Here is a 20,456-nt window from a genome sequence, read left to right as displayed (position 1 = left end):
GACGATGACGTGGCTTCGGAATGCCCTTGACGGTGTTCTCCTGCTGGGAGCGGGGCCCGAGTTCGCCTTCGGTGTTCTCATAGTCGCAGCGGTCATCGTCGTTGTGCTGCTGCGCGGACTGCACTTTTCACGGACCGGCTGGATGTTTGTGCTCGGGGTTCCCACGGCATTTGCCGTGGCCGCTTGGTTCGTATTCGATGTTCTGTGGCTGCCCTTTGTGGATCCCTTCGGTTGGATTATCTGGGCCCTGCTGTGGGTTGGCGTTTTCCTCCCCCTGTTGGCCCTGTGGCCCCGCCAGCCGGTGCTGGTTGGCTTGGATGCGACGGCCCTATCGAGGCTTCTGCGCCTGCAGCCGCTGTGGAAGCTGGGCCGCGCGGCGACAGCTGCCGTGATCGCGGTGGCAGTGTTGTTGAGCACCGCCGGAATGTTGGGTGCCATGAATGCGCGGTTCGGGGCCTACCGGACACTGGCTGGGGCTGTGGGCGTGGGCGCGGACTACCGCAGCTTGGGCGATGTTCCGCAGGGGCCCGTGGACGGGCAGGTGCCTGGGCGCGGAACCCTTGTCGAGGCGCAGCTGCCCGGTGCGCGGTCTGAGTGGAATCCGCGCCCGGCTGTCATCTATCTGCCGCCCGTTTACCAGCACGCAGGCGGCAGGGATCTGCCCGTGCTGGTTCTCATGGCCGGTCAGCCTGGGGCTCCGCGAACGTGGGTTGATGCCGGTGAAATGCAGATGAGCCTGGATGCCTACGCCGCCGCACACGACGGTGCCGCTCCCGTGGTGGTCGTGGTCGATCAGCTGGGCGGTTCGCTCACAAGTCCGCTGTGTTCGGATTCCGAGGCAGGCAATGTTGCTGAGTATTTGCAGCGGGATGTTCCTGACTGGATTGAAAAGAACCTTCAGGTCACCGAAAACAGAAACAGGTGGGGGATCGGCGGGCTGTCGAACGGCGGTACCTGTGCGCTGCAGGTTGTGACTCGGGCGCCTGATGCATATTCGCTGGTGCTCAACTTCTCCGGTGAAGCAGCTCCCGAGGTGTCAGGTTCAGCCAGTGCTGTCGACGTGATCTTTCACGGGGATGAACGCGCATACAGTCAGAACAACCCGGCTGACCTCATGAAGCAGCGGCGCTATCCCTTGGTGCGGGGAGTCTTCTCAGTCGGGGCTGAAGACGATCGCTACCGCCATGAGCTCAGAAAGCTGTGTGACGAAGGCCGGGCTGCCGGCATGCAGCTTGAATGGCGCGAATATCCCGGCGGTCATTCGTGGCAGGTGTGGCGGCCGGCCTTTGCCGATCAGCTGACGTGGTTCGGACAGCAGACGGGCCTGTGAAATCGCCCGCTGAAAGCCGTTCGGGCGGGTGTTCGGGGAATCTCGTGCACACCCGGTGTGTGGCACTCGTAGCCTAGAGTCATGGAGACCCTCACCCCGCTGCCGGAAGATCCGAACCGCTACCGCGCTAAGCCGACGGTCATGGAAGCCCTGCGCTCGCCGAAGATCCTGTCGCGCGAGGTGCTGGCCGGGCTGGTGGTGGCACTGGCTCTCATTCCGGAGGCCATTGCGTTCTCCGTCATTGCGGGCGTTGACCCCAAGGTTGGCCTGTTCGCCAGCTTCATCATGGCGGTGGTGACATCGATAGTCGGCGGCCGCCCGGCGATGATTTCGGCGGCTACGGGGGCGGTCGCGCTCGTCATCGCCCCGGTTTCGCGCCTGTACGGTTTCGACTATTTCATCGCCACCGTGATCCTCGCCGGAGTCTTTCAGGTGACACTGGCGCTGTTGGGAGCACCGAAGCTCATGCGGTTCATACCCCGCAGTGTCATGGTCGGCTTCGTCAACGCACTGGCGATCCTCGTGTTCATGTCACAGCTGCCGCACCTGTTCAATGTGCCCAGTGCTGTCTACTGGCTGGTGGCAGCCGGACTCGTGCTGCTTATCGTGATTCCGCGTTTCCTTCCCAGCGTGTGGGCTCCCCTCATCACAATCGTGCTCATGACGATTGCGGTGGTGTCCTTCGGCATCAGCGTGCCGACCGTCGGTGATCAGGGTGAACTGCCCAGCAGCCTGCCCGGCTTCTTCCTGCCCGATGTCCCGCTGACCCTGGAGACCTTCACAACGATTGCGCCCTACTCTTTGGCTATGGCGGTTGTCGGACTGTTGGAGTCGCTGCTGACTGCCAAACTCGTCGATGAGATCACGGATACACACTCGCGGAAGGTCCGCGAAAGCATGGGCCAGGGAATCGCGAACATGGTCTCCGGGTTCTTCGGTGCGATGGGCGGCTGCGCTGTCATCGGGCAGACGATGATCAACGTCAAGATCTCCGGTGCCCGCACGCGGATCTCCACTTTCCTGTCAGGAGTGTTCCTGCTGATCCTCGTGGTCACGCTCGGGGACACTGTTGGGCAGGTCCCCATGGCTGCCCTTGTGGCGGTCATGATGATCGTCGTCTACCAGACCTTCGACTGGCGTTCGATCGCCCCGAAGACGCTTAAGCGCATGCCGAAGTCCGAAACGGCGATCATGCTCATCACCGTTGTGTTCGTCGTCATCAGCGGCAACCTGGCAGTGGGTGTTGGCGCCGGTGTCATCGCAGCCGCGATCCTCTTTGTGCGCAGGGTGGCGCACTTTGCGGAAGTTGAGCGGCACATTGACGTCGATCCGGACACCGGCCGCGATCGCGCCCGCTACACGGTCACCGGTGAGCTGTTCTTCGCTTCCAGCAATGACCTCACCACGCAGTTCGGCTATTCAGAAGACCCCGACCTCGTGGTGATCGACATGACGCACACCCGGGTGTGGGACGCCTCGACCGTCACCGCTCTTGACGCGATCGTCACCAAGTACGCCGAACTGGGCACAGAAGTTCACTTCATAGGAATGGACGATGTCACTCGGCAGCTGCACGGAAGGCTGAGCGATGACACCCACTCGTCACGGTGAGCAGTTCTAGCGAATCTCTTTCAAGTTGTAAGGGTTTCAATTCCACGGTGTCGACTGCCCGCGGATCCGCTTCTACTCTTAGAACATGAGTATGCAGCATGAAGTTTCAAAGTTGAAGAAGAAGTGCTGGCAGAAGTTCGGCCGCCTGTCCGTAGGTGCTGTCGGCGTGACTCTCCTGGTACTAGTGCTGGTGTGGAATCAGGACAACCGTATCCAGGCGGTGCTTTTCTGCATGGTTTCGGCTTTCGGGCTGTCAGCCTGGAACGCTATAGACACTTACTACCGCGGCCGTAAGAAGTTGCGTGAGTCTGAAGGGTCAGTCTGAGTAACTGATCAACAATGCGGCGGGAGCGTTCTGTTCCCGCCGCATTTTTAATGCAAAAACAGCAAGTGTTTGTTCGGAATCAGTAGCAATCAGCTGACTTCGCGTTCGATCCTGTTGATGAGTGTGTCCAGGGCGACGATGTTGCGTCCGCCTTCGGGGATGATGAGGTCCGCGGTGCGCTTAGACGGGTCGACGTAGAGTTCGTGCATCGGCTTGACCGTTCTGAGGTACTGCTCTTCAACCGAAGCCAGTGACCGGCCGCGTTCAACGACGTCTCGTTGAATGCGGCGCAGAATCCGCACATCTGCGTCCGTGTCGACGAACAGCTTGAGGTCCAGCTGGTCCGTCAGCTCCGGCAGCGCCAGAAGCAGAATCCCCTCGACCACCAAAACCGGGGAGGGTTCCACGCGAATGGTTTCAGCGGCACGGTTGTGTTCGGCGAAGTTGTACACGGGGCAGTCAACGGCCTGCCCAGCGCGCAGCTGTCGAAGGTGATCGGCCATGAGTTCGACGTCGAAGGCCTCGGGGGCGTCGTAATTGGTCACCACCCGTTCGTCCCACGTCAGGTGCGATTGGTCCTTGTAGTAGTTGTCCATGAAGACAACTGAAGAATGGCCGGAAAACCGTTCGAGCAGCGCACGGGTCAGCGTCGTCTTCCCGCTGCCGGTCCCACCGGCAACACCGACCGTAAAACAGGACATCGGGCCTCCAAGAAATCTTTCCCGTTAAGAATAGACGAGCAGCACTCCGCCGAGGCGCCGCCCGGCTTATGCGTGCATGCTCTTCTGGTCGTAGCTGGCCAGGAACTCCTCAAGCCGGTCGAGAGCTTCGGCCAGATCGGTGACGCTGGGCAGGGTGACCAGGCGGAAGTGGTCGGTGTCCTCCCAGTTGAAGGCGGTGCCGTGGCTGACGAGGATTTTCTGTTCGCGCAGCAGGTCCAAAGCGAACTGTTCATCGTCGACAATGCCGAAGCGGTCCTTGTCCAAACGGGGGAACAGGTAGAGAGCACCCTGGGCGGGCACGCAGTCCACGCCGTCGATTTCATTGAGCCTGCGGGTGGCCAGTTCCATCTGCGCACCCAGGCGGCCCTGCGGCAGCACGAGGTCGTCAATCGACTGGCGTCCGCCAAGGGACGCTTGAATTGCGTACTGGGCAGGAACATTGGCGCACATGCGCATATCCGCCAGCAGTTTGATCCCGGCAATGTAGTCCTGGGCTTTCCAGTCCGGCCCAGTGATGGCCAGCCAGCCGGAACGATAGCCCGCCACCCGGTAGGCCTTCGAAAGGCCGGAGAACGTCAGACACAGCACGTCTTCCCCGGTCAGCGAGGCCATGTTGATCATCTGCGCATCGCCGTAGGTGATCTTTTCGTAGATTTCATCGGCAAAGATCAGCAGCCCGTGCTTGTCGGCCAGTCCCACGATTTTGGTGAGCGTTTCACGCGAATACACGGCACCGGTCGGGTTGTTCGGGTTGATGACAACAATGCCCTTGGTGCGCGGGGTGATCTTCGCTTCGAGGTCTTCGAGATCCGGGTTCCAGTCGTCTTCTTCAAGACAGCGGTAGTGCACCGGCGTGCCGCCGGACAGGGCAACCGAGGCGGTCCACAGCGGATAGTCGGGGCTGGGCACCAGAATTTCGTCACCGGGATTGCACAGTGCCTGCAGTGACAGTGTGATGAGCTCAGAAACGCCGTTGCCCAAGAACACCTCATCAGAATCGAGGTTCTCAATCCCACGAGTTTCGTAATACTGCACAACCGCACGGCGAGCGGACGGAAGACCCCGTGAGTCTGAATACCCCTGCGCCTCCGGCAGGTGCTTGATCATGTCGACCAGCACCGCATCGGGCGCTTCAAAGCCGAACGGAGCCGGATTGCCGATGTTGAGCTTGAGGATCTTGTGCCCTGCGGCCTCCATTTTCTGGGCCTCTGCCAAAACGGGACCCCGCAGGTCATAGAGCACGTCTTTGAGCTTGTCCGACTGCTTGAACATGGCCGCCTTTCTGCTGTGTGCCTTACACCACAGACTAGGCCACGCGTTTCGGGTGAGAGCACGGCCACTGGTCTTCAAAGGCGAGACGGTCCGCGCTGAAAGGGCTGGCGAGCAATAATAGAGGCGCTATGCCGTCGACAGAAATGTACTTCTACATCCTCGACCTGGTGGGTGTCCTCGCGTTCGCCCTGTCGGGGAACCTTCTGGCGTCGCGACAGAACATCGACCTCACCGGCGGAATCGTGCTGGGCATGCTCACCGCCACGGGCGGGGGAATCGCCCGCGACCTCATCCTGTCCACTCGTCCGGCGGCGTTTGAGCACCCTGTCTACCTGCTCATTCCCATAGCGGCAGGTGTCATCGTGTACCTGATCGGCCCGCGCGTCGTGCAGGCAGAACGCGGCATCGTGTTCTTCGACGCCATTGGCCTGGGTGTGTTCGTCGTCATAGGCACTACGAAAGCCCTGCACTACGGCATGCCGATCCTGTCGGCCATTCTGCTGGGACTTATGACCGGCGTGGGCGGTGGAATGCTGCGCGACGTATTCGCCAACCGGGTTCCGGTCGTGTTCCAAAGCTCTGACCTCTACGTCATCCCAGCCGTCGTCGGTGCGGCCGTGACCGCCGGGCTCTACCAGATCGACCTCATCACCTGGTGGGCTGAAGTCGGGGTCATTGCAATGGTGACCGTCTTCCGCCTGCTGTCGCTGCGCTTCGGCTGGAGAGCACCGTCATCAATGCGCAGCTGGTCAGTCCGGCCCATCACCCGCCGCGCACTGGGCAGAACACGTGCGCCGGGCAGAAGAGAGGAACAGGAATGACGCCTCCGGTCGGATGGTGGTCCCAAACCGCTGCGAACCTCGGCATCGAACTGTGGCGGGTGCCGTTCATCATCGGTGCCGCCATCGGCATCTACTTCTTCCTGGCGCTGCTGGTGAGACTCTACGGGGCGCGCTCGCTGTCATCGCTGTACATGACCGACACGATTGCGGTCATCATGCTCGGCTCCGTTGCCGGCCGTGTGATCCTCGGCAATAAGCCCACGCTCGCCACGGGCGTCATAGCGTTGGTGTGCATCCTGACGCTCGCGTCGATTATGCGGTATGCCAACCGCAGGTTCGGTGCGCAGTCGCGCACGGCCCCGCACCCCATCGTCGTCATGGCCAATGGCGAAGTCCTCGAAGACAGGCTCAAGCGGGCCCACTTGGCCCCCGTTGACCTCTATGCCGCGCTGCGCCAGAACGGGATCTTCCAACCGCAGGATGTCCGCGGTGTCATCTTCGAGCAGACCGGCCAGTTCACCGTCATCAAAGCGGGCGAGCAGATCGATCCGGAACTGCTCAAGGGCGTTGCCGGTGCCGAGGAGATCCTGGGGCACGAACCGGGGGACCTCACCGAATAGCACCTGCGGCACAGCCCGGTCGGGACGCAGCTGCGCACAGGGGGACGAGGCGGAAGGCAGACCGCGGGGGCTCTCAGGTTTTGTGAACCCGGCTGTGCGAAGCTGGGCACAAACACTTCGGAGGAAGGAACATCTATGTCCACCATGAGCAGGCGCGATGTATTCAAGGGCGCAGGCGTCATTGGAACTGCGGCAGCCACGGGTGCCGGTCTTGCCGCCTGCTCCAGTCAGGACCTCGGCGAAATCGAACTCAACGCCGCAGATGTTCCCGAAGGCTCGGGCGTCATCAAGGACAACTTCGTCGTGGTGCAGCCGGAAAAGGGCCAGTTCAAAGCGTTCTCCGCGGTGTGCCCGCACCAGGGCTGCCTGGTCAATCAGGTGGACGAAGAGAAGATTGTGTGCCCTTGCCACACATCGCACTTCTCCTCTAAAGACGGCTCTTTCATCTCCGGTGCCGCACAGCAGGGACTGGAAGAAGCTCAGCTGACTCAGGACGGCGACAAGCTGCATGTCTCGGCAAAGTGACGTTTCCAGCCCGGGCGAAGCCCGCGGCTCACAGACAGCGCGCGCATCTGCGGCCGGCGAAAACGAGTTCACCCACTACGGCCGGGTAGCCACGTGGATGATTGCCCGGGGACTGTGGTCGGTCATCTTCGGAATCGTCGTGGTGTTCTGGCCGCGAGTGCAGGTCGACAGCCCTTTCAACACGGCCGTCGGCGTGCGCACTGCAGCGCTGCTCATTTTGGCCTACATCGTGGTGCAGGGACTCATGCTGCTGGGCCAGGCGGCGAAAACCCCCGCCCTGCGCACCCAGCTGCTGGGGCAGGCCGTTGTGGTCCTGCCCGCGGCAGGCTTTCTGGCCTTCGCGACAGAAGCCGGCGGTGTGCGGGCGGCAATCATGGTGTGGGCGCTGCTGCACGGACTGCTCGAAGCGTGGATCTACGTGCGCGTAAAACACCAGCGGATGTCCACTGATTTCGCAATCGCCGCGGCCGTCCACCTGCTCCTTGCAGTCGCCATGATCTTAGGCTCGAATATGAAAGCACTGTCAGAAATGGGCCTGACCGGTGCTGCCGCAACGATCATCGGGGTGGTCTATGCGGTTGGGGGCTTTACACGCAACAATAGGAAAAACACCGGCGCAATCAGCGAGGATAGGGAATGAGCAACCACGCGCACATCGGTCCCAGCTCAGCCGATGCCCACGGCATCGACGTACAGACGGCTCTGCGAAAACTCGATCCAGAGCTGTTCCGGCTTATCCAGCAGCTGGCCCGTGCCGAACAGCTGCTCGTTGCCACTGACTACGACGGCACCATCGCCCCCATCGTCGATTCACCCGCTCACGCCTACCCGAAAGAAGAATCGGTGCAGGCGCTGCGGGCACTGGCAGAACTTGAGAACACCACCTCGGCAGTGATCTCCGGGCGGTCCCTGCGAGACCTCGCCGCTATGTCGCGACTGCCCCGGGAAGTCCACCTGGTCGGGTCCCACGGCGGCGAAACCGATACGGATTTCGAAGAGTCTCTCTCCCAGTCGGAACAGCACGCGCTGTCGAACCTGCGCCACGGTCTTGCCTCGGTGCACGCGGCCATGCCGACGCTCAACATCGAACCCAAGCCCTCCGGCGCGGCCATTCACCTGCGCGGACTCGAAGGTGCCCAGCGCCGCCAGGCAGAAGACGCAGTGGCACGGCTCGAAGCGCTTTCGGGCGTGCGCTCCGTGCGCGGAAAAGAGGTCGTGGACCTCACTGTCGTCGACTCCACCAAGGGCGATGCCCTGAACAAACTGCGCCGCCGTCTGGGCCAGCCGACCGTGCTCTACATTGGGGATGACGCATCGGACGAACCGGCCTTCGCATCGCTCGGCGAAGCCGACCTCGGCCTGAAAGTCACAGAAGCCGCAGCCGAAAACCGGCACGGCGGCGAAAGCGCGCCCGGCGCACAAACCGCCGCCCAGTTCCTGCTGAGCGGACCTTCCGAAGTTGCACTCGTGCTGTCCTCGGTCGTCGCGCTGCGGCGGGCGTGGCTGTTCGGCAAAGAGGCCGTGCCCATTGAGCGCTACACGCTGCTGTCCAACGGAACGACAACCGCGCTGGTCGACCCGACCGCGCAGATCTCGTGGCTGCCGCACCCGCTGCCGCACTCGAACTCCCTGTTCTCCGAAATCCTCGGCAGCGACGACGCAGGCTACTTCTCCGTGGTGCCTGCACGCGAACCGAACGCACTGCCCATCTCGCAGCGCTACCGCGATGCCACACACATTCTCGAAACCCGCTGGCAGCAGGTGTCCGTCACCGACTACCTGGCACCCGTCGCCGACGCCGACCCAGCCGGTTCGGCAGTGCTGGTGCGCACACTCAAAGGCGAAGGCGAAGCGCTCATCCGCTTTGCACCGCGGCCCGACTACGGCGCCTACCCCGTGCGCCTGAAGCTTACCGACCGTGGTGTGCGCGTACGCGGTGCGACAGAAGCCGTTGAACTTGTCGCACCCGGCGTGCAGTTCAAAGTCATTCAGGACGGCGAATCAGAAACCGCTGTCGCTCGCGTCAAACTCGAAGACAGCGCTCCCGTCGTGTTGGCGCTGATCCTCGGTGCGGCTGAAAACACCGCTGCTGCTGTCCTTGAAGACGAAGCAGCTGTGCGCGCAGCCGCGAAAGAAGCATCGCGCGAATGGGTCGGCAAGCTCAGCCTGCCCGAACAATCGCGCGATCGCGTAGGCCGCTCCGCGCTGACACTGCGCGGACTGTGCCACGCACCCACCGGGGGAATCCTAGCCGCCGCCACCACCTCGCTGCCCGAAGGCATCGGAGGAGTGCGCAACTGGGACTACCGCTACACCTGGCTGCGCGACGGCGCTCTCACCGCTTCCGCGCTCGTGGACCTCGGCTCTGCGGCTGAAGCCCGCGGCTTCCTGGCGTGGCTCGAAACGATCATCGAACAGGCTGCCGAACAGGGTCTGACCGTCGAAGAGCTCCGCCCGCTATACGCGGTCGACGGTTCACCCCTGGTGACCGAAGCTGTTCTCGAACACCTGCCCGGCTATGCCGGTTCGCGGCCCGTGCGCGTGGGCAATGCCGCCGAACACCAGGTTCAGCTGGACGTGTTCGGACCGATTGCCGACCTCATTGTCAGCCTTGCCCGCTTTGACGGCACACTGTCCGATTCGCACTGGTCGCTGCTGGAAGCCCTCGTGCAGGCGGTTGCAAACCGCTGGCACCAAGCCGACCACGGCATTTGGGAAGCCCGGCGCGCCCCCAAGCACAACGTGTACACCAAGGTCATGTGCTGGCAGACGGTCGATCGGGCCCTCGCGGCAGCCGAAGAATTCGGCCGTCCCGCCGGGGCAGACTGGCAGCAGCTGCGCGAAGACATCAAAAACGACGTCTGCTCCAAGGGCTTCAACTCCACGGTCGGCGCATTCACCGTCGCCTACGGCGAAGAAGACCTCGACTCCGCGTGCCTGTTCGTCGGCCTGTCCGGCATGCTGCCGACAGATGACGAACGCTTCCGCGCAACTGTCGACGCCGTTGAACGCAGCCTGCGCGAAGGACCCACGGTGTTCCGCTACCGCTACGACGACGGCCTGCCAGGGCTTGAAGGCGGATTCCACATCTGCACGTCGTGGCTGATCGAATCTCTGCAGATGGTCGGCCGGACGGCAGATGCGCGCAATCTGTTCAGCCGCATGGAAGCGCTCATCGGGCCCACGGGAATGCTGCCGGAAGAATACGATCCCGTAGCAGAACGGCACCTGGGCAACACACCACAGGCCTACAGCCACATCGGGCACATCAAGGCGGCACTCGCCCTGAGCGAGTGAGCGTCACGCCGGGGGGGTGCATGAGGCAGGGGAGCGGCTATCTCAGTAGGCCAGGGCGCTCTTGCCCCACCTGAGGTCGGTTTTCGCACCCCCGGTGTGACCGGTGCCGAAAACCAGGTCCATGCCGAGCAGCTTCGCCTGCCCCTGTGCGATCACCAGGCCTAGGCCCATACCGCCTCCGCCGCCGCTGGAGAAGCGCGTGGGGCCAAGCGTGAGGATGTCAGTGGGGTAGCCGGGACCGCTGTCTTCGACGCGCACGGCCCTGTCTGTTGCGGTGACCGTAATCGGGTCGCTGCCGTGCTTGATGGAGTTGATGACCAGGTTGGAGACGATCCGCTCAAAGCGCCGCTGGTCGGTGTTGATGGTGACGTCGGCCAGTGCGAAGTCGGCGTTGATCACGTGCGCGCCGACGGCACCGGATGACCGCAGATTGCTGATGAGCGCATGCAGTGTGGACGCAACGTGCATGGGCTGAATGTCGACGTGTGAGGCCCCGCCCTCTAGCCGGGACACTTCAAGCAGGTCTTCGACAAGATCCTGCAGTCTACGGGCGCGCTCCTTGACCAGTTCGGCTGGTCGCGAGTCTTCTTCCAGCAGGCTGGCGGCGGTGATCAGCCCGGTCAGAGGTGTGCGCAGTTCGTGTGCCAGGTCGGCTGTGAAGCGCTGTTCGGTATCGATGCGCTCTGACAGCTGTGCGACGGCGGAGTCAACCGCATCGGCGAAGTCGGCGACTTCGTCGTGTCCGGTGGTGATGACATCGCCGATCTTCACCGAGGTGTCGCCTGCGGCTATCTGCCGGGCGACTTCGGCCCCGCGGGTCAGTCGTCCCGAAAGACTCCCGATTGTCAGCGCGCCGATTCCGCCGATCAGCACCGCACCGAAGACTGAGGCGAGGACAATGCTCTTGTTGAAGCGTTCGCGCATCTGTTCGTATTCGGCTGCTGAGTGGTAGACCGACAGCACTTTCTTTTCATCGCCGACGGTGATCGGCATGGCTGCCCACATGACCGGTTCGCCGGTTTCGGGTAGGTGCCCACGCACTGTGACGGTCCGTCCCTGCCGGGCAGATTCGCGCGCCTGTTCGGGAAGGCGGGGGCTGTCGATGCTGCTGTCCATCAGAAGCCGACCTGACTCGGTGTAGATACTGTGAGCCTGTTCGAGTTTCCATTCGGCTTGCCCGCGCAGCAGGGTGTCTTCGGCGCTGCCGGCGGTGTAGCGCACGATCGCGCCGAGCATGAGCGCTGTGAGCACTACGCCGATGACAAGAACAAGAACGAATTTCAGCCGCAGGGACACGGCTCAGCCTGCGAAGCGGTAGCCGTAGCCGCGGACGGTTTCGATCATGCGGGCGCCGATCTTCTTGCGCAGCCGCTGAATGTGCACGTCAACAACGCGTGTATCGCCGGCCCACTCCCAGCCCCACACTGTCATTGCGATCTTTTCGCGTGAGTACACGTGCTTGGGGTCTTCTGTCAGCAGCAGAAGAATGCGCAGTTCGGTGGGGGTGAGGTGGACTTCTGCTCCGTCGACGGTGACCGTCAGCCTGCTGTTGTCGAGTTCGAGAGAGCCCAACTTGGTCGTTGAGCGCGTTTCGGGGCTGCCGGCGGAACCTCCCGGAGTGCCTCGTGACGGATTCGGAAGTCCCGGTGTGGGACCGAGGACTTCCGGAATTGCGCCGGTGCCGAGGATGGGCGCAGTGTCGTTGCGGCTGGCCTCCCACCGTGAGCTTTCGGCAGCGGTCTTCTGCCTGCCCCCGGTGGGGGCGGATGAATCAACGGCATCCTGTCCGACGCGAGTCGAACCGAATCCCATCGCCCCTGTGCCTGCAGTGACGAAACGGCGGACAATTGTGCGGATGCGCGCATTGAGCACCTGCATGTCAAAGGGCTTCGTCAGGTAGTCGTCCGCACCGGCTTCGAGAGCTTGAACGACGTCGATTGGATCGGACCGTGCGGAGATCACAATGATCGGCACGGCTGATTTTTCGCGGATCGCGCGCGTGATGGACGCCCCGTTCATAGTGGGCAGCATGAGGTCGAGGAGCACGGCATCGGCGCCGTGTTCGGCCACGTATTCGTAGCCGTCGCGGCCGTCTGCGAAAGTCGTGACCGTATAGCCGAAGCGCTCCAGGGCCAACTGCGTGGTTTCGCGGATCACTTCGTCGTCTTCGACCAAGACAATGTGCATGCCCACCCCTTTCCGATGGGTATTGTACTGAGTTCTAGCGGACAGACCATCCGCGGATGATCCCGTCGATCGGCTGGTCCTCTTTGCTGACTGGGCGGGGGTCCAACCGGCCGTGTGCAGAAAAACGAGGTGCCGGTCGCGGCTGGCTGACACCGTCGACTTCTGTGTACGTGCCCCGGGCTTTCAGCTGGGGGTCTTCGAGTGCCTGTTCCATGGACCACACGGGTGCAACACAGGCGTCGGTGGGGTCGAAGACTTCCGTCCAGTGCGCCAGCGGGTGCTTGGCAATCGCTTCGGCAATGAGCTGGTGGACTTCGGCGAACTTCCGCGGATCGAAACGGGCCTTCTGCGTCCATTCGGGAAGGTCCAGGTGGGTGCGCAGCTCTTCGAAGAACTGCGGTTCCAGCGGTGCCACGGCAAGATATTGGCCGTCGGAGGTGCGGTAGTAGGAGTACGACGGCTGTGATCCGTCGAGGAAGTTCCGCCCGCGGGCGTCCTGCCACATGCCAGTGTCTTTCAGAGCCCACAGCATGGCGGCAAGACTTGCCGTGCCGTCGACAATTGCGGCGTCGATCACCTGGCCGCGGCCGGTTGAGCTGCGCTCGAACAGGGCCGCGAGGATGCCGGTGACTAAGAACATGGACCCACCGCCGAAGTCGCCCACAAGGTTGAGCGGTACGACTGGTGCACTGTCAGCGCTGCCGATGAGCGAGGCCATGCCGGTGCGTGCAATGTAGCCCATGTCGTGCCCCGCCCGGTCTGCCAGCGGGCCGTCCTGCCCCCAGCCGGTTATGCGGCCGTAGATCAGGCCGGGATTGCGTTCGAGGACCACGTCCGGCCCTATGCCAAGGCGCTCCATGACTCCGGGACGGAAGCCTTCGATGAGCACATCAGCACGGTCAAGGAGTTCGAGCACGCTTTCGACGGCCGAGGGATCTTTCAGATCGGCTTCGACGATCCGGCGGCCGCGTGCTGTCAGGTCTGACTTTGCGGCGCGCCCCGGCCGGTCGATCCGCACAACGTCTGCACCGAGGTCGGCGAGGACCATAGCTGCGTGCGGGCCGGGCCCCAGCCCGGTGAATTCGACGATTTTCAGCCCTGCCAGCGGTCCTGCCGCCTCTGCGGTCTGAGCAGCGCTGCCGCTGCCCGGGCTGTTGCCCGTTGTGCTGTGCTCTGTCATGGTGTCCCTTCCGCGACTGCTTTGTCATCTGGGTCACATATTAAACAGAGGCGCTGACACTGCCGAACAGTGCTTGCCATTCGGACGCGCGTACACTGGACGGCATGGCAAAAGACAAGTCGGTTTCGCAGCGCTCGGGTTCGACCAAGGCTGTGTCCTATAAGGACACGTACACCTTCGGCATCATCACGGCCCTCATCGTGTTCGTGCTGACAATGATCTTCACCCGCGGCTGGCAGTCGTTTGAGCGCTTTGGACTGGTGCTGCTCTACACCGTGATCACGGCGATCGTGGTCACCGGGCTGGCCGCGCTCATGAACTACATCGTGTCGAAGGACAAGACTGAGCACGACCCCGATTCGCCCGTCATGGACTGACACCCCGCTGGGGATTCACTCGCGGCAAGTCGCCTCTCGCTGAGAACCGACTTGCCGCCCAGGAGCAGAACAGCCTATGTGAAGCGCAGCAGGCGCAGGCTGTTGAGAACAACAAATACCGAACTGAATGCCATTGCGGCACCGGCAATCATCGGGTCCAACTGGCCGGAAGCGGCAATCGGCACGGCCAGCACGTTGTAGATGAACGCCCAGAACAGGTTCTGTTTGATGGTGCGCACCGTCTGGTGCGACAGGCGGATGGCCTGCGGAATCTGCTTGGGGTCGGAGCGCATGAGCGTAATATCCGAGGCCGCAATCGCAACATCGGTTCCCGTGCCCATGGCAACCCCCAGATCCGCTCCGGCCAAAGCCGCAGCGTCATTGACCCCATCGCCGACCATTGCAACTCTGCGTCCGGCATCCTGCAGAGCGCGCACGTGCGCGTACTTGTCGTCAGGCTTCACACCTGAGTGAACTTCGTCAATGCCGATCGAATCGGCAACAGCCTGCGCGGACACCGGGTTGTCTCCTGTCAGCAGGACTGTGCGCAGTCCCAGTCGGTGCAGCTCATCGACCGTGGCCTTCGCGGCGTCTTTGACGGTGTCGGCAACCCACACGCGGCCGCGGAACGCTCCGTCGACGGCGACTGCGACCTCGGTTGCTGCCGGGTGGTTATCGGCCGCTGGCACCTGGACCCCGCGGGAGGTCAACAATGACGAGGTGCCCAGCAGCACCTCGTGCCCGTTCACCTGGGCCTTGACGCCCCCGCCGGGGATGTTGTCGAAGTCGGTGACCACCGGCTGTTCAGCGGAGCCCGAGCCTTTGGTGCGCGGCGCCTCGGCATCCAGTCGGGCAGCTTCTTCGACAATGGCGCGGGAAATGGGGTGCTCACTTGGTGCTTCGGCGGCTGCGGCAATGAGCAGATCAGCTGAAGAAAGATCGTGGGAGACCACACGCATGCGGCCTTCGGTGAGGGTGCCGGTTTTGTCGAGCACAACCGTGTCGAGGGTGCGCGCAGACTCCATAGCCTGCGGGCCGGACACGAGTATGCCCAGCTGCGAACCCCTGCCGGAAGAAGCCGCCAGCGCAGTCGGCGTGGCCAGGCCCAAAGCGCACGGGCAGGCGATGACAAGCACCGTGACCGCAGCGTGCAGGCCGTCGGTCCAGGCGCTGAACACCAAGCCCCACACCAGCAGCGTGGCCAGGGCGATCACGAGAATTGCGGGGACGAAAACAGCGGAGATCGCATCGGCAATCCGCTGCGCTGCGGGCCTGCCGGTCTGCGCGCGGGCCACCAGGCGCGACATTTCAGCCAGTGTCGTGTCGGCCCCAACGCGGTCGGCGCGGACTGTCAGTGTGCCCGATGTGTTCATCGTCGCACCGGTGACCTTCGAACCGGTGCTGACGTCGACGGGGACGGGTTCGCCGGTGAGCATAGATTCGTCAACTGCCGATGATCCGGTGAGCACAGTTCCGTCCGCGGCAATGGATTCGCCTGGGCGGACTTGGAAAACATCGCCCACGTTCAGGTCTTCAGCGGCAATCAGGCGGGATGTCTGCTGGCCATTGGAACCGGTTTCCAGCAGCAGTGCCTCTTTTGCGCCCAGATTGATGAGTTCGCGCAGGGCCTTCGTCGCGTTTGACTTTGCGCGGTTCTCCAACAGCCGTCCTGCCAGGAGAAACACTGTGACGGCAACTGCGGCTTCGAACCATACGTGACTTCCGGGCGGCAGCGCCCAATGCCCGGCTGCCGCAAGCGTCACCGTCGTCCACAGGGAGTACAGGGTTGCGGTGGTCACGCCCACAGAGATGAGCGTGTCCATGGTCGAAGCACCACCGCGTGCCGCCTTGAAGGCCGCCGAGTGGAAAGGCCACGCACCCCACGTGACAACCGGGAGCGAAAGGGCGGCGATCAGCAGGTGCCAGCCGGGAAAATGCCACGACATGACCATCGAAATCACAATGACGGGCACCCCGAGGATCGCGCTGACAATCAGGCGCTTGCGGTAGCCCTGAGGGTCGGGGTTGGGATCGCGGCCGTCGGTGTCGGTGGTTTGGCTATGTGTGGCCTCCGTTTCCCCGGGCGTTGGCTCCGTGTTGCCTGTCTGGTCAGCTGAGTTTTTGGGCTTGGCGGCGTTTGCGGCCTCAGCTTCTGGGGCTGTTGCCCTGCGCGGGTGCAACAGTGATGCACCGTAGCCGGTCTTTTCGACAACGGAGATCAGTTCGTCGTCGGTGACGTCGGAGCTGACCTCGACGTGTGCCGAATTCAGCGGCAGGTTGACCACCGCCTCGACCCCTTCAAGCCGGTTGAGTTTCTTCTGCACGCGCGACGAGCAGGACGCGCACGTCATCCCCGTGATCGCAAGGTCGACTTCGCGGATCATTTGGCGATGGTGTAGCCGGCTTCATCAATAGCTTCGTTGATGTGAGCCTCGGCCAGGGGGAAGGTGGATTCGATGGTCACGGGAGAGACCCCGCCTTCGACGAGTTCGACGTCAACGGACTGCACCCCGTCGATTGCGCCGAGCTCATCCTTCACCGCGTTGACACAGTGGTTGCAGGTGAGGCCGGAAACGTTGATTGTCGTCGTAGTCATGAGCCCTCCTAAAGTTCGGCGATGCCATGTGAGCCATTGCTGAGGCAATAAGCCCAGGAGCCCACTGCGCTGGCGTGTGCCGCTGCACGTGTAGGCCTACAAGATCAACGAAAACAGCCGCCAGAACATTCCTGAATAAATGCTGAGGGGGGGGGAATCGGAGGGTTGCTAGTTTACAAGTTCTGACGTGTAGGGAAGTGGGAAAGGCTGCCGCATGGGGAAGCACACGGCGATACAGGCTACGCCGACTAAAGAAAGACTTCTGTCACTTGATGTCCTCCGAGGAGTGGCGTTGTGTGGCATCGCATTTGTCAACGTGATTGAGCTGTGGGGCGTGAACCCGCTCGACCCGCGAGATTCGATCGCCTGGACATGGTTGAACATGCTTTTCCACGAGCGGTTCTTCCCGATCTTCTCGCTGCTTTTCGGCATTGGCTTTGCGATGATCGTTCGCTCTGCGCAAAGGAGAGGGCTGCCGGAGTGGAAGGTTCTTCTGCGCCGATTGGTCCCGCTGTTTGTCCTCGGGCTTCTGCACGGCGTACTTCACGACGGAGAAGCCCTGACGCCCTACGCGCTCATCGGCTTGTTCGTCCTGTGGCCGCTGACGTTTGTGAAGCATGAAAAGCGGGGGATTATCGCCCTTGTGCTCGGTGTCCTCTTGGCCGCCGTGGGTGCCTGGTTTGGCGGCGTGATGCTCATTCCGGGAATGTTCCTTCTTGGTTTTGCCGCTACCGAATGGTCGGTGCCGCAGAGTCTTGATGCAAATGCGAAGAAGCCCGTCGTGGCGCTCCTTATTCTATTGCCCGTCGGTGTTGTTGCCGGCTACATCCAATACCTGGACCGCGCAAAGGCGGGGTACTCTTCGACGTCATCGGTCGTGGGAGTGATCCATGCTGCCCTGTGGATCGCTTTGGTGCTGGTGATCATGCACACTCCGCTGCGCCGTGTAATGGCGGCAGTCTTCGCTCCCTTGGGGCGTATGGCGCTGACGAACTACATTGGCGCGACCCTCGTCATGGTTGCAGCCAAGCCGTTCCTTGCTCCCCCAGAGGATCAGCTCAATTCTCCTGACAGTGTCTTCTACCAGGCGTGGGCGCTCGTGATTGTGATGCTGTTGCTCCAGTCCGTGATCAGCACGCTGTGGTTGAAGAAATTCAAGCAGGGTCCGCTGGAAAAGGGGTGGCGTTGGCTCACTTGGGGTTCCGCCGGGAAAACTCCTTCTCCGTCTCAGCCTCAGCCGCCGACCGCACCTACCGCAGAGTGGCGCTCAGCTGAGTAAGGAACCCATGCACAGTTGACGGAAGTTCTGCTGGCTAGGGGAAGATTGCGGCAGGATCGCAGTTTTTGCCGCAATCTTCCCCCTATTCAGCAGAGATACAGTCCCGCAGCTATAAATTTCGCGGGGAAAAATACATGAGGCATGGACCCTGTTCACCCGGGGACTTTCCATGAGTCTCGTCGGAGCGTTGTCTGCAGGCGGTATTTTAGGTAGAGTTGCCGCATCAAGACCGGTTCCGCTGCTCCTCGTAGCAGTCCAGGGCCGGTCCTCATTTTTCTTCGGACCTCCGAGGGGCTTACGTGGCGCAGCCGTCGAAAAACTTTAGGTCTCATGGTCAGCAGATCGAACTTCTGCGCTTACGCGGTATGCACATTGAAGATGAGGCGATGGCCCGCCGGGCACTCGAGCGCGTGAACTACTACCGGCTCTCGGGATACTGGTTTCCGTACCGTCAAAGGTCGTCGAATGGCGGCCAACGACTCGACGAGTTCATCGCTGGCACTTCCTTTGAGGAAGTGCTTGCCCTATACGAATTTGATGAGCGGCTGCGGGTTGGCGTTTTGACACCCATCGAACTGGCATTTCGTTCGGCCTTGGGGCACGAGCTTGGACGCATCGCCCCCCCCTGATCCATTTGAAGCCCAACCTGCTGGGCCCTGTTGCCAGAGATCCTGGTCGCTCAGCTGAACCATCTCGGACCTACAAAAAGTGGAAGCGCCGGTTTGACAAGGAACTGTCCCTTTCGCGTGAAGACTTCGTTGTTCATCACAAGGAGAAATACTCGGGGCAACTGCCCATTTGGGCGGCTGTGGAGGTCATCGACTGGGCGGATTCAAGGGGTCGTTGCAACACCTCTGATCAGCAGAGGGGGCTCCTGCGGAACACTGGTAGGTTTTCTTCAGTACCGTCACAAGCATCCGAGGGAGGTCGTTCTCTGTGGACTATGACGTTGGAAACTGGCTCTTTCACCTTGGGATGCTGCTTATCGCTGTTCTCACTTGGACCTACTACATCCGCTGCGTGCGGATGAATCCCAGGTCCGAGGAGTGGTATGACGAAGACTGCGACCATTCACAACCTGTCGGTTGGGCTCCCCCGAACCGCGATCTCGCGCTCTACTTGTTTCCGTACTCCACGATGCTCGGGGGCGCTGTCTCAGTCGGGTGGTTGATCAGCCACCTGAACCTTCCCAGGTTCATTGAAATGATCTATCTGGGCCCGCTGATGGCTGCTGTCGTCATCGGATGCATCGGCACTTTAGCAACATTCGGCATTCCGCTGCCGTGGCCCTTTGTGCCCCGCTGGGTCGTCGAAATCCGCAAGACCAAGCGTGCTCGGGCTCGTCAGCGCCGAGAAGCGAAGAGGGCAAACAAGAACAAGTAGGCGCGGCTGGCTGAAACCCCGCTGCAGCCAGCTCCCAGTGAGCCCGCTGCCCTACAGGATTGCCCTCCCTACCTCATCAGCCAAGCGAACGAGGCTTTCCGGCAGTTCCAAGTACCCCGACCCGTCGCTGTTCTCCACAACGAACGGCCGCACCTCGAGCACGTCGCGATCGCCCGCAAGCACCTCGCGAACACCTGCGTGCCCGTGCAGTTCCACAAAAGTGCACAGCTGCGGGGGCATCAGCTGGAGTTCACCAGCAGCGCTCTTCCGCACAGCCTCTGCCGGAGTGATCCACCCGTCGACAGTGGATTCGGCCGACACCCCAAGAACCTCCTGCCCCATAGGACACGCGGCCAGGAAGAACCATGTGTGGAAGCGGCGCGGTTCAACCTCGGGTGTGACCCACACACTCCACGGCGTAAGCCAATCGGTGCGCAGCACTAGCCCGTGCTTGCGCAGAAGATCCGCAAAGGACATCTCTCGCGCATCAACAGCGTCCCGGTCGGCCCGCCACTCATCCGTGTTGAGCGCTGTCAGTTCGCCGCCGTCACTCGCTGTGGCAAGCAGATACCCGGACTCTTCAAAAGTCTCTCGCGCCGCCGCAACCAGCAGCCCCCGCGCCTCATCCGCGGTGACACCCAGCACCTGCGCCCATTCCTCGGGCGTCGGCCCGTGCCAGGCTTCAATATCCGCACTGTCAGCCGCATCGACCTTCCCACCGGGAAACACGGGCCTGCCTCCGAACACCATCGACGACTGGCGCTTCTGCAGGTACACCTCCGGGCCGCGCTCACCATCGCGCAGCAGAATAACGGTGGCCGACGGTCGGGGAGTGTCAGGCTCAGCACCGGCCATACGCTCTTTGATCTTCGCCAGCGACTCTGCTGAGAAGTGAATTCTGGGATCCATGCCCTCACTGTATGGCCCCACCACCAGGCGCGCCACCAGCAGGCCCGCACCCGCCCGACAG

The 20,456-nt window shown here is 62.2% G+C and carries 21 protein-coding genes; 13 read left to right on the top strand and 8 right to left on the bottom strand.

All coding sequences use genetic code 11. From position 1 onward, the window contains the following. Window positions 1–4 precede the first annotated feature (4 nt). The 3 genes from HMPREF2757_RS09460 (at window position 5) to HMPREF2757_RS09450 (ending at window position 3,266) form a co-directional block, all read left to right on the top strand. Complete coding sequence (locus HMPREF2757_RS09460; RefSeq protein WP_070575922.1) at window positions 5–1,330, top strand: alpha/beta hydrolase; 1,326 nt, start codon at window positions 5–7, stop codon at window positions 1,328–1,330. An 81-nt stretch (window positions 1,331–1,411) separates the two neighbouring features. Continuing rightward, on the top strand, window positions 1,412–2,941 hold the full coding sequence (locus HMPREF2757_RS09455; protein ID WP_070575919.1) for a SulP family inorganic anion transporter: 1,530 nt from the start codon (window positions 1,412–1,414) through the stop codon (window positions 2,939–2,941). Between the two features lie 85 nt (window positions 2,942–3,026). Beyond that, entirely contained in the window at window positions 3,027–3,266 is a 240-nt protein-coding gene (locus HMPREF2757_RS09450; protein WP_141750242.1) for a hypothetical protein, read from the top strand. A gap of 89 nt (window positions 3,267–3,355) precedes the next feature. Here HMPREF2757_RS09450 and udk read toward each other — a convergent pair whose 3' ends face one another. Both udk and HMPREF2757_RS09440 read right to left on the bottom strand, forming a co-directional pair. Beyond that, complete coding sequence (gene udk, locus HMPREF2757_RS09445) at window positions 3,356–3,967, bottom strand: uridine kinase (protein WP_070575912.1); 612 nt, start codon at window positions 3,965–3,967, stop codon at window positions 3,356–3,358. A gap of 66 nt (window positions 3,968–4,033) precedes the next feature. Further along, complete coding sequence (locus HMPREF2757_RS09440) at window positions 4,034–5,260, bottom strand: pyridoxal phosphate-dependent aminotransferase (protein WP_070575909.1); 1,227 nt, start codon at window positions 5,258–5,260, stop codon at window positions 4,034–4,036. 128 nt (window positions 5,261–5,388) lie between these two features. Here HMPREF2757_RS09440 and HMPREF2757_RS09435 point away from each other — a divergent pair, with 128 nt between their 5' ends. The 5 genes from HMPREF2757_RS09435 (at window position 5,389) to otsB (ending at window position 10,484) form a co-directional block, all read left to right on the top strand. Then, window positions 5,389–6,081: a trimeric intracellular cation channel family protein gene (locus HMPREF2757_RS09435; protein WP_070575906.1), complete on the top strand. Its 693-nt coding sequence runs from the start codon at window positions 5,389–5,391 to the stop codon at window positions 6,079–6,081. Continuing rightward, window positions 6,078–6,662 carry a DUF421 domain-containing protein gene (locus tag HMPREF2757_RS09430; protein ID WP_070575903.1) on the top strand — a complete coding sequence of 195 codons (585 nt, stop codon included), beginning with the start codon at window positions 6,078–6,080 and terminating at the stop codon, window positions 6,660–6,662. Before HMPREF2757_RS09435 ends, HMPREF2757_RS09430 begins: the two co-directional genes overlap by 4 nt. A 135-nt stretch (window positions 6,663–6,797) precedes the next feature. Beyond that, window positions 6,798–7,187, top strand: a complete 390-nt coding sequence (locus HMPREF2757_RS09425) for a QcrA and Rieske domain-containing protein (RefSeq protein ID WP_070575900.1) — start codon at window positions 6,798–6,800, stop codon at window positions 7,185–7,187. Next, on the top strand, window positions 7,171–7,827 hold the full coding sequence (locus HMPREF2757_RS09420; RefSeq protein ID WP_070575894.1) for a hypothetical protein: 657 nt from the start codon (window positions 7,171–7,173) through the stop codon (window positions 7,825–7,827). The genes HMPREF2757_RS09425 and HMPREF2757_RS09420 overlap by 17 nt, the downstream gene beginning before the upstream one ends. Continuing rightward, window positions 7,824–10,484 carry a trehalose-phosphatase gene (gene otsB, locus HMPREF2757_RS09415; RefSeq protein WP_218079091.1) on the top strand — a complete coding sequence of 887 codons (2,661 nt, stop codon included), beginning with the start codon at window positions 7,824–7,826 and terminating at the stop codon, window positions 10,482–10,484. Before HMPREF2757_RS09420 ends, otsB begins: the two co-directional genes overlap by 4 nt. A 42-nt stretch (window positions 10,485–10,526) precedes the next feature. Here otsB and HMPREF2757_RS09410 read toward each other — a convergent pair whose 3' ends face one another. The 3 genes from HMPREF2757_RS09410 to HMPREF2757_RS09400 are packed head-to-tail and all read right to left on the bottom strand — an operon-like array spanning window position 10,527 to window position 13,851. Then, window positions 10,527–11,780: a sensor histidine kinase gene (locus tag HMPREF2757_RS09410; RefSeq protein ID WP_070575891.1), complete on the bottom strand. Its 1,254-nt coding sequence runs from the start codon at window positions 11,778–11,780 to the stop codon at window positions 10,527–10,529. Between the two features lie 3 nt (window positions 11,781–11,783). Continuing rightward, window positions 11,784–12,671, bottom strand: a complete 888-nt coding sequence (locus HMPREF2757_RS09405) for a response regulator transcription factor (RefSeq protein ID WP_070575887.1) — start codon at window positions 12,669–12,671, stop codon at window positions 11,784–11,786. Window positions 12,672–12,705: 34 nt separating this feature from the next. Next, window positions 12,706–13,851: a CaiB/BaiF CoA transferase family protein gene (locus HMPREF2757_RS09400; protein ID WP_070575877.1), complete on the bottom strand. Its 1,146-nt coding sequence runs from the start codon at window positions 13,849–13,851 to the stop codon at window positions 12,706–12,708. Window positions 13,852–13,955: 104 nt separating this feature from the next. Here HMPREF2757_RS09400 and HMPREF2757_RS09395 point away from each other — a divergent pair, with 104 nt between their 5' ends. After that, a complete protein-coding gene (locus HMPREF2757_RS09395; protein WP_070575873.1) occupies window positions 13,956–14,228 on the top strand; it encodes a hypothetical protein in 273 nt (90 codons plus the stop codon). A gap of 74 nt (window positions 14,229–14,302) precedes the next feature. Here the strand turns inward: HMPREF2757_RS09395 and HMPREF2757_RS09390 are convergent, their stop codons facing one another. Next, window positions 14,303–16,612: a heavy metal translocating P-type ATPase gene (locus HMPREF2757_RS09390; RefSeq protein ID WP_070575870.1), complete on the bottom strand. Its 2,310-nt coding sequence runs from the start codon at window positions 16,610–16,612 to the stop codon at window positions 14,303–14,305. Then, on the bottom strand, window positions 16,609–16,824 hold the full coding sequence (locus HMPREF2757_RS09385) for a heavy-metal-associated domain-containing protein (RefSeq protein WP_070575867.1): 216 nt from the start codon (window positions 16,822–16,824) through the stop codon (window positions 16,609–16,611). Before HMPREF2757_RS09385 ends, HMPREF2757_RS09390 begins: the two co-directional genes overlap by 4 nt. A gap of 214 nt (window positions 16,825–17,038) precedes the next feature. On the opposite strand from HMPREF2757_RS09385, the gene HMPREF2757_RS09380 reads away from it, so the two are divergent. The 4 genes from HMPREF2757_RS09380 to HMPREF2757_RS09370 all read left to right on the top strand — a co-directional run bounded on the left by HMPREF2757_RS09380 (window position 17,039) and on the right by HMPREF2757_RS09370 (window position 19,486). Next, the gene (locus tag HMPREF2757_RS09380) at window positions 17,039–18,103 is read left to right on the top strand and encodes a DUF418 domain-containing protein (RefSeq protein WP_070575864.1); all 1,065 of its coding nucleotides are present in this window, start codon (window positions 17,039–17,041) and stop codon (window positions 18,101–18,103) included. Window positions 18,104–18,402: 299 nt separating this feature from the next. Next, window positions 18,403–18,732, top strand: coding sequence for an Abi family protein (locus tag HMPREF2757_RS09375; protein ID WP_070575854.1), 330 nt, complete (start codon window positions 18,403–18,405; stop codon window positions 18,730–18,732). Window positions 18,733–18,737: 5 nt separating this feature from the next. Next, window positions 18,738–19,133 carry an Abi family protein gene (locus HMPREF2757_RS12240; protein ID WP_176745918.1) on the top strand — a complete coding sequence of 132 codons (396 nt, stop codon included), beginning with the start codon at window positions 18,738–18,740 and terminating at the stop codon, window positions 19,131–19,133. Beyond that, entirely contained in the window at window positions 19,040–19,486 is a 447-nt protein-coding gene (locus tag HMPREF2757_RS09370; protein WP_070575852.1) for a hypothetical protein, read from the top strand. The genes HMPREF2757_RS12240 and HMPREF2757_RS09370 overlap by 94 nt, the downstream gene beginning before the upstream one ends. Before the next feature lie 51 nt (window positions 19,487–19,537). Here the strand turns inward: HMPREF2757_RS09370 and HMPREF2757_RS09365 are convergent, their stop codons facing one another. Further along, the gene (locus HMPREF2757_RS09365; protein ID WP_070575849.1) at window positions 19,538–20,395 is read right to left on the bottom strand and encodes an NUDIX hydrolase; all 858 of its coding nucleotides are present in this window, start codon (window positions 20,393–20,395) and stop codon (window positions 19,538–19,540) included. Between the last annotated feature and the right edge of the window lie 61 nt (window positions 20,396–20,456).

The organism is Brevibacterium sp. HMSC063G07 (genome assembly GCF_001810665.1).
Lineage (GTDB): Bacteria > Actinomycetota > Actinomycetes > Actinomycetales > Brevibacteriaceae > Brevibacterium.
Note: the sequence above shows the minus strand (reverse complement) of the source record. Positions and strands in the feature narration are given on the sequence as shown.

Coding starts and splice junctions, on each gene's coding strand:
- HMPREF2757_RS09460 (WP_070575922.1), top strand. CDS start 5: ATGACGTGGCTTCGGAATGCCCTTGACGGTGTTCTCCTGCTGGGAGCG.
- HMPREF2757_RS09455 (WP_070575919.1), top strand. CDS start 1,412: ATGGAGACCCTCACCCCGCTGCCGGAAGATCCGAACCGCTACCGCGCT.
- HMPREF2757_RS09450 (WP_141750242.1), top strand. CDS start 3,027: ATGAGTATGCAGCATGAAGTTTCAAAGTTGAAGAAGAAGTGCTGGCAG.
- udk (WP_070575912.1), bottom strand. CDS start 3,967: ATGTCCTGTTTTACGGTCGGTGTTGCCGGTGGGACCGGCAGCGGGAAG.
- HMPREF2757_RS09440 (WP_070575909.1), bottom strand. CDS start 5,260: ATGTTCAAGCAGTCGGACAAGCTCAAAGACGTGCTCTATGACCTGCGG.
- HMPREF2757_RS09435 (WP_070575906.1), top strand. CDS start 5,389: ATGCCGTCGACAGAAATGTACTTCTACATCCTCGACCTGGTGGGTGTC.
- HMPREF2757_RS09430 (WP_070575903.1), top strand. CDS start 6,078: ATGACGCCTCCGGTCGGATGGTGGTCCCAAACCGCTGCGAACCTCGGC.
- HMPREF2757_RS09425 (WP_070575900.1), top strand. CDS start 6,798: ATGTCCACCATGAGCAGGCGCGATGTATTCAAGGGCGCAGGCGTCATT.
- HMPREF2757_RS09420 (WP_070575894.1), top strand. CDS start 7,171: ATGTCTCGGCAAAGTGACGTTTCCAGCCCGGGCGAAGCCCGCGGCTCA.
- otsB (WP_218079091.1), top strand. CDS start 7,824: ATGAGCAACCACGCGCACATCGGTCCCAGCTCAGCCGATGCCCACGGC.
- HMPREF2757_RS09405 (WP_070575887.1), bottom strand. CDS start 12,671: ATGCACATTGTCTTGGTCGAAGACGACGAAGTGATCCGCGAAACCACG.
- HMPREF2757_RS09400 (WP_070575877.1), bottom strand. CDS start 13,851: ATGACAGAGCACAGCACAACGGGCAACAGCCCGGGCAGCGGCAGCGCT.
- HMPREF2757_RS09395 (WP_070575873.1), top strand. CDS start 13,956: ATGGCAAAAGACAAGTCGGTTTCGCAGCGCTCGGGTTCGACCAAGGCT.
- HMPREF2757_RS09390 (WP_070575870.1), bottom strand. CDS start 16,612: ATGATCCGCGAAGTCGACCTTGCGATCACGGGGATGACGTGCGCGTCC.
- HMPREF2757_RS09385 (WP_070575867.1), bottom strand. CDS start 16,824: ATGACTACGACGACAATCAACGTTTCCGGCCTCACCTGCAACCACTGT.
- HMPREF2757_RS09380 (WP_070575864.1), top strand. CDS start 17,039: ATGGGGAAGCACACGGCGATACAGGCTACGCCGACTAAAGAAAGACTT.
- HMPREF2757_RS09365 (WP_070575849.1), bottom strand. CDS start 20,395: ATGGATCCCAGAATTCACTTCTCAGCAGAGTCGCTGGCGAAGATCAAA.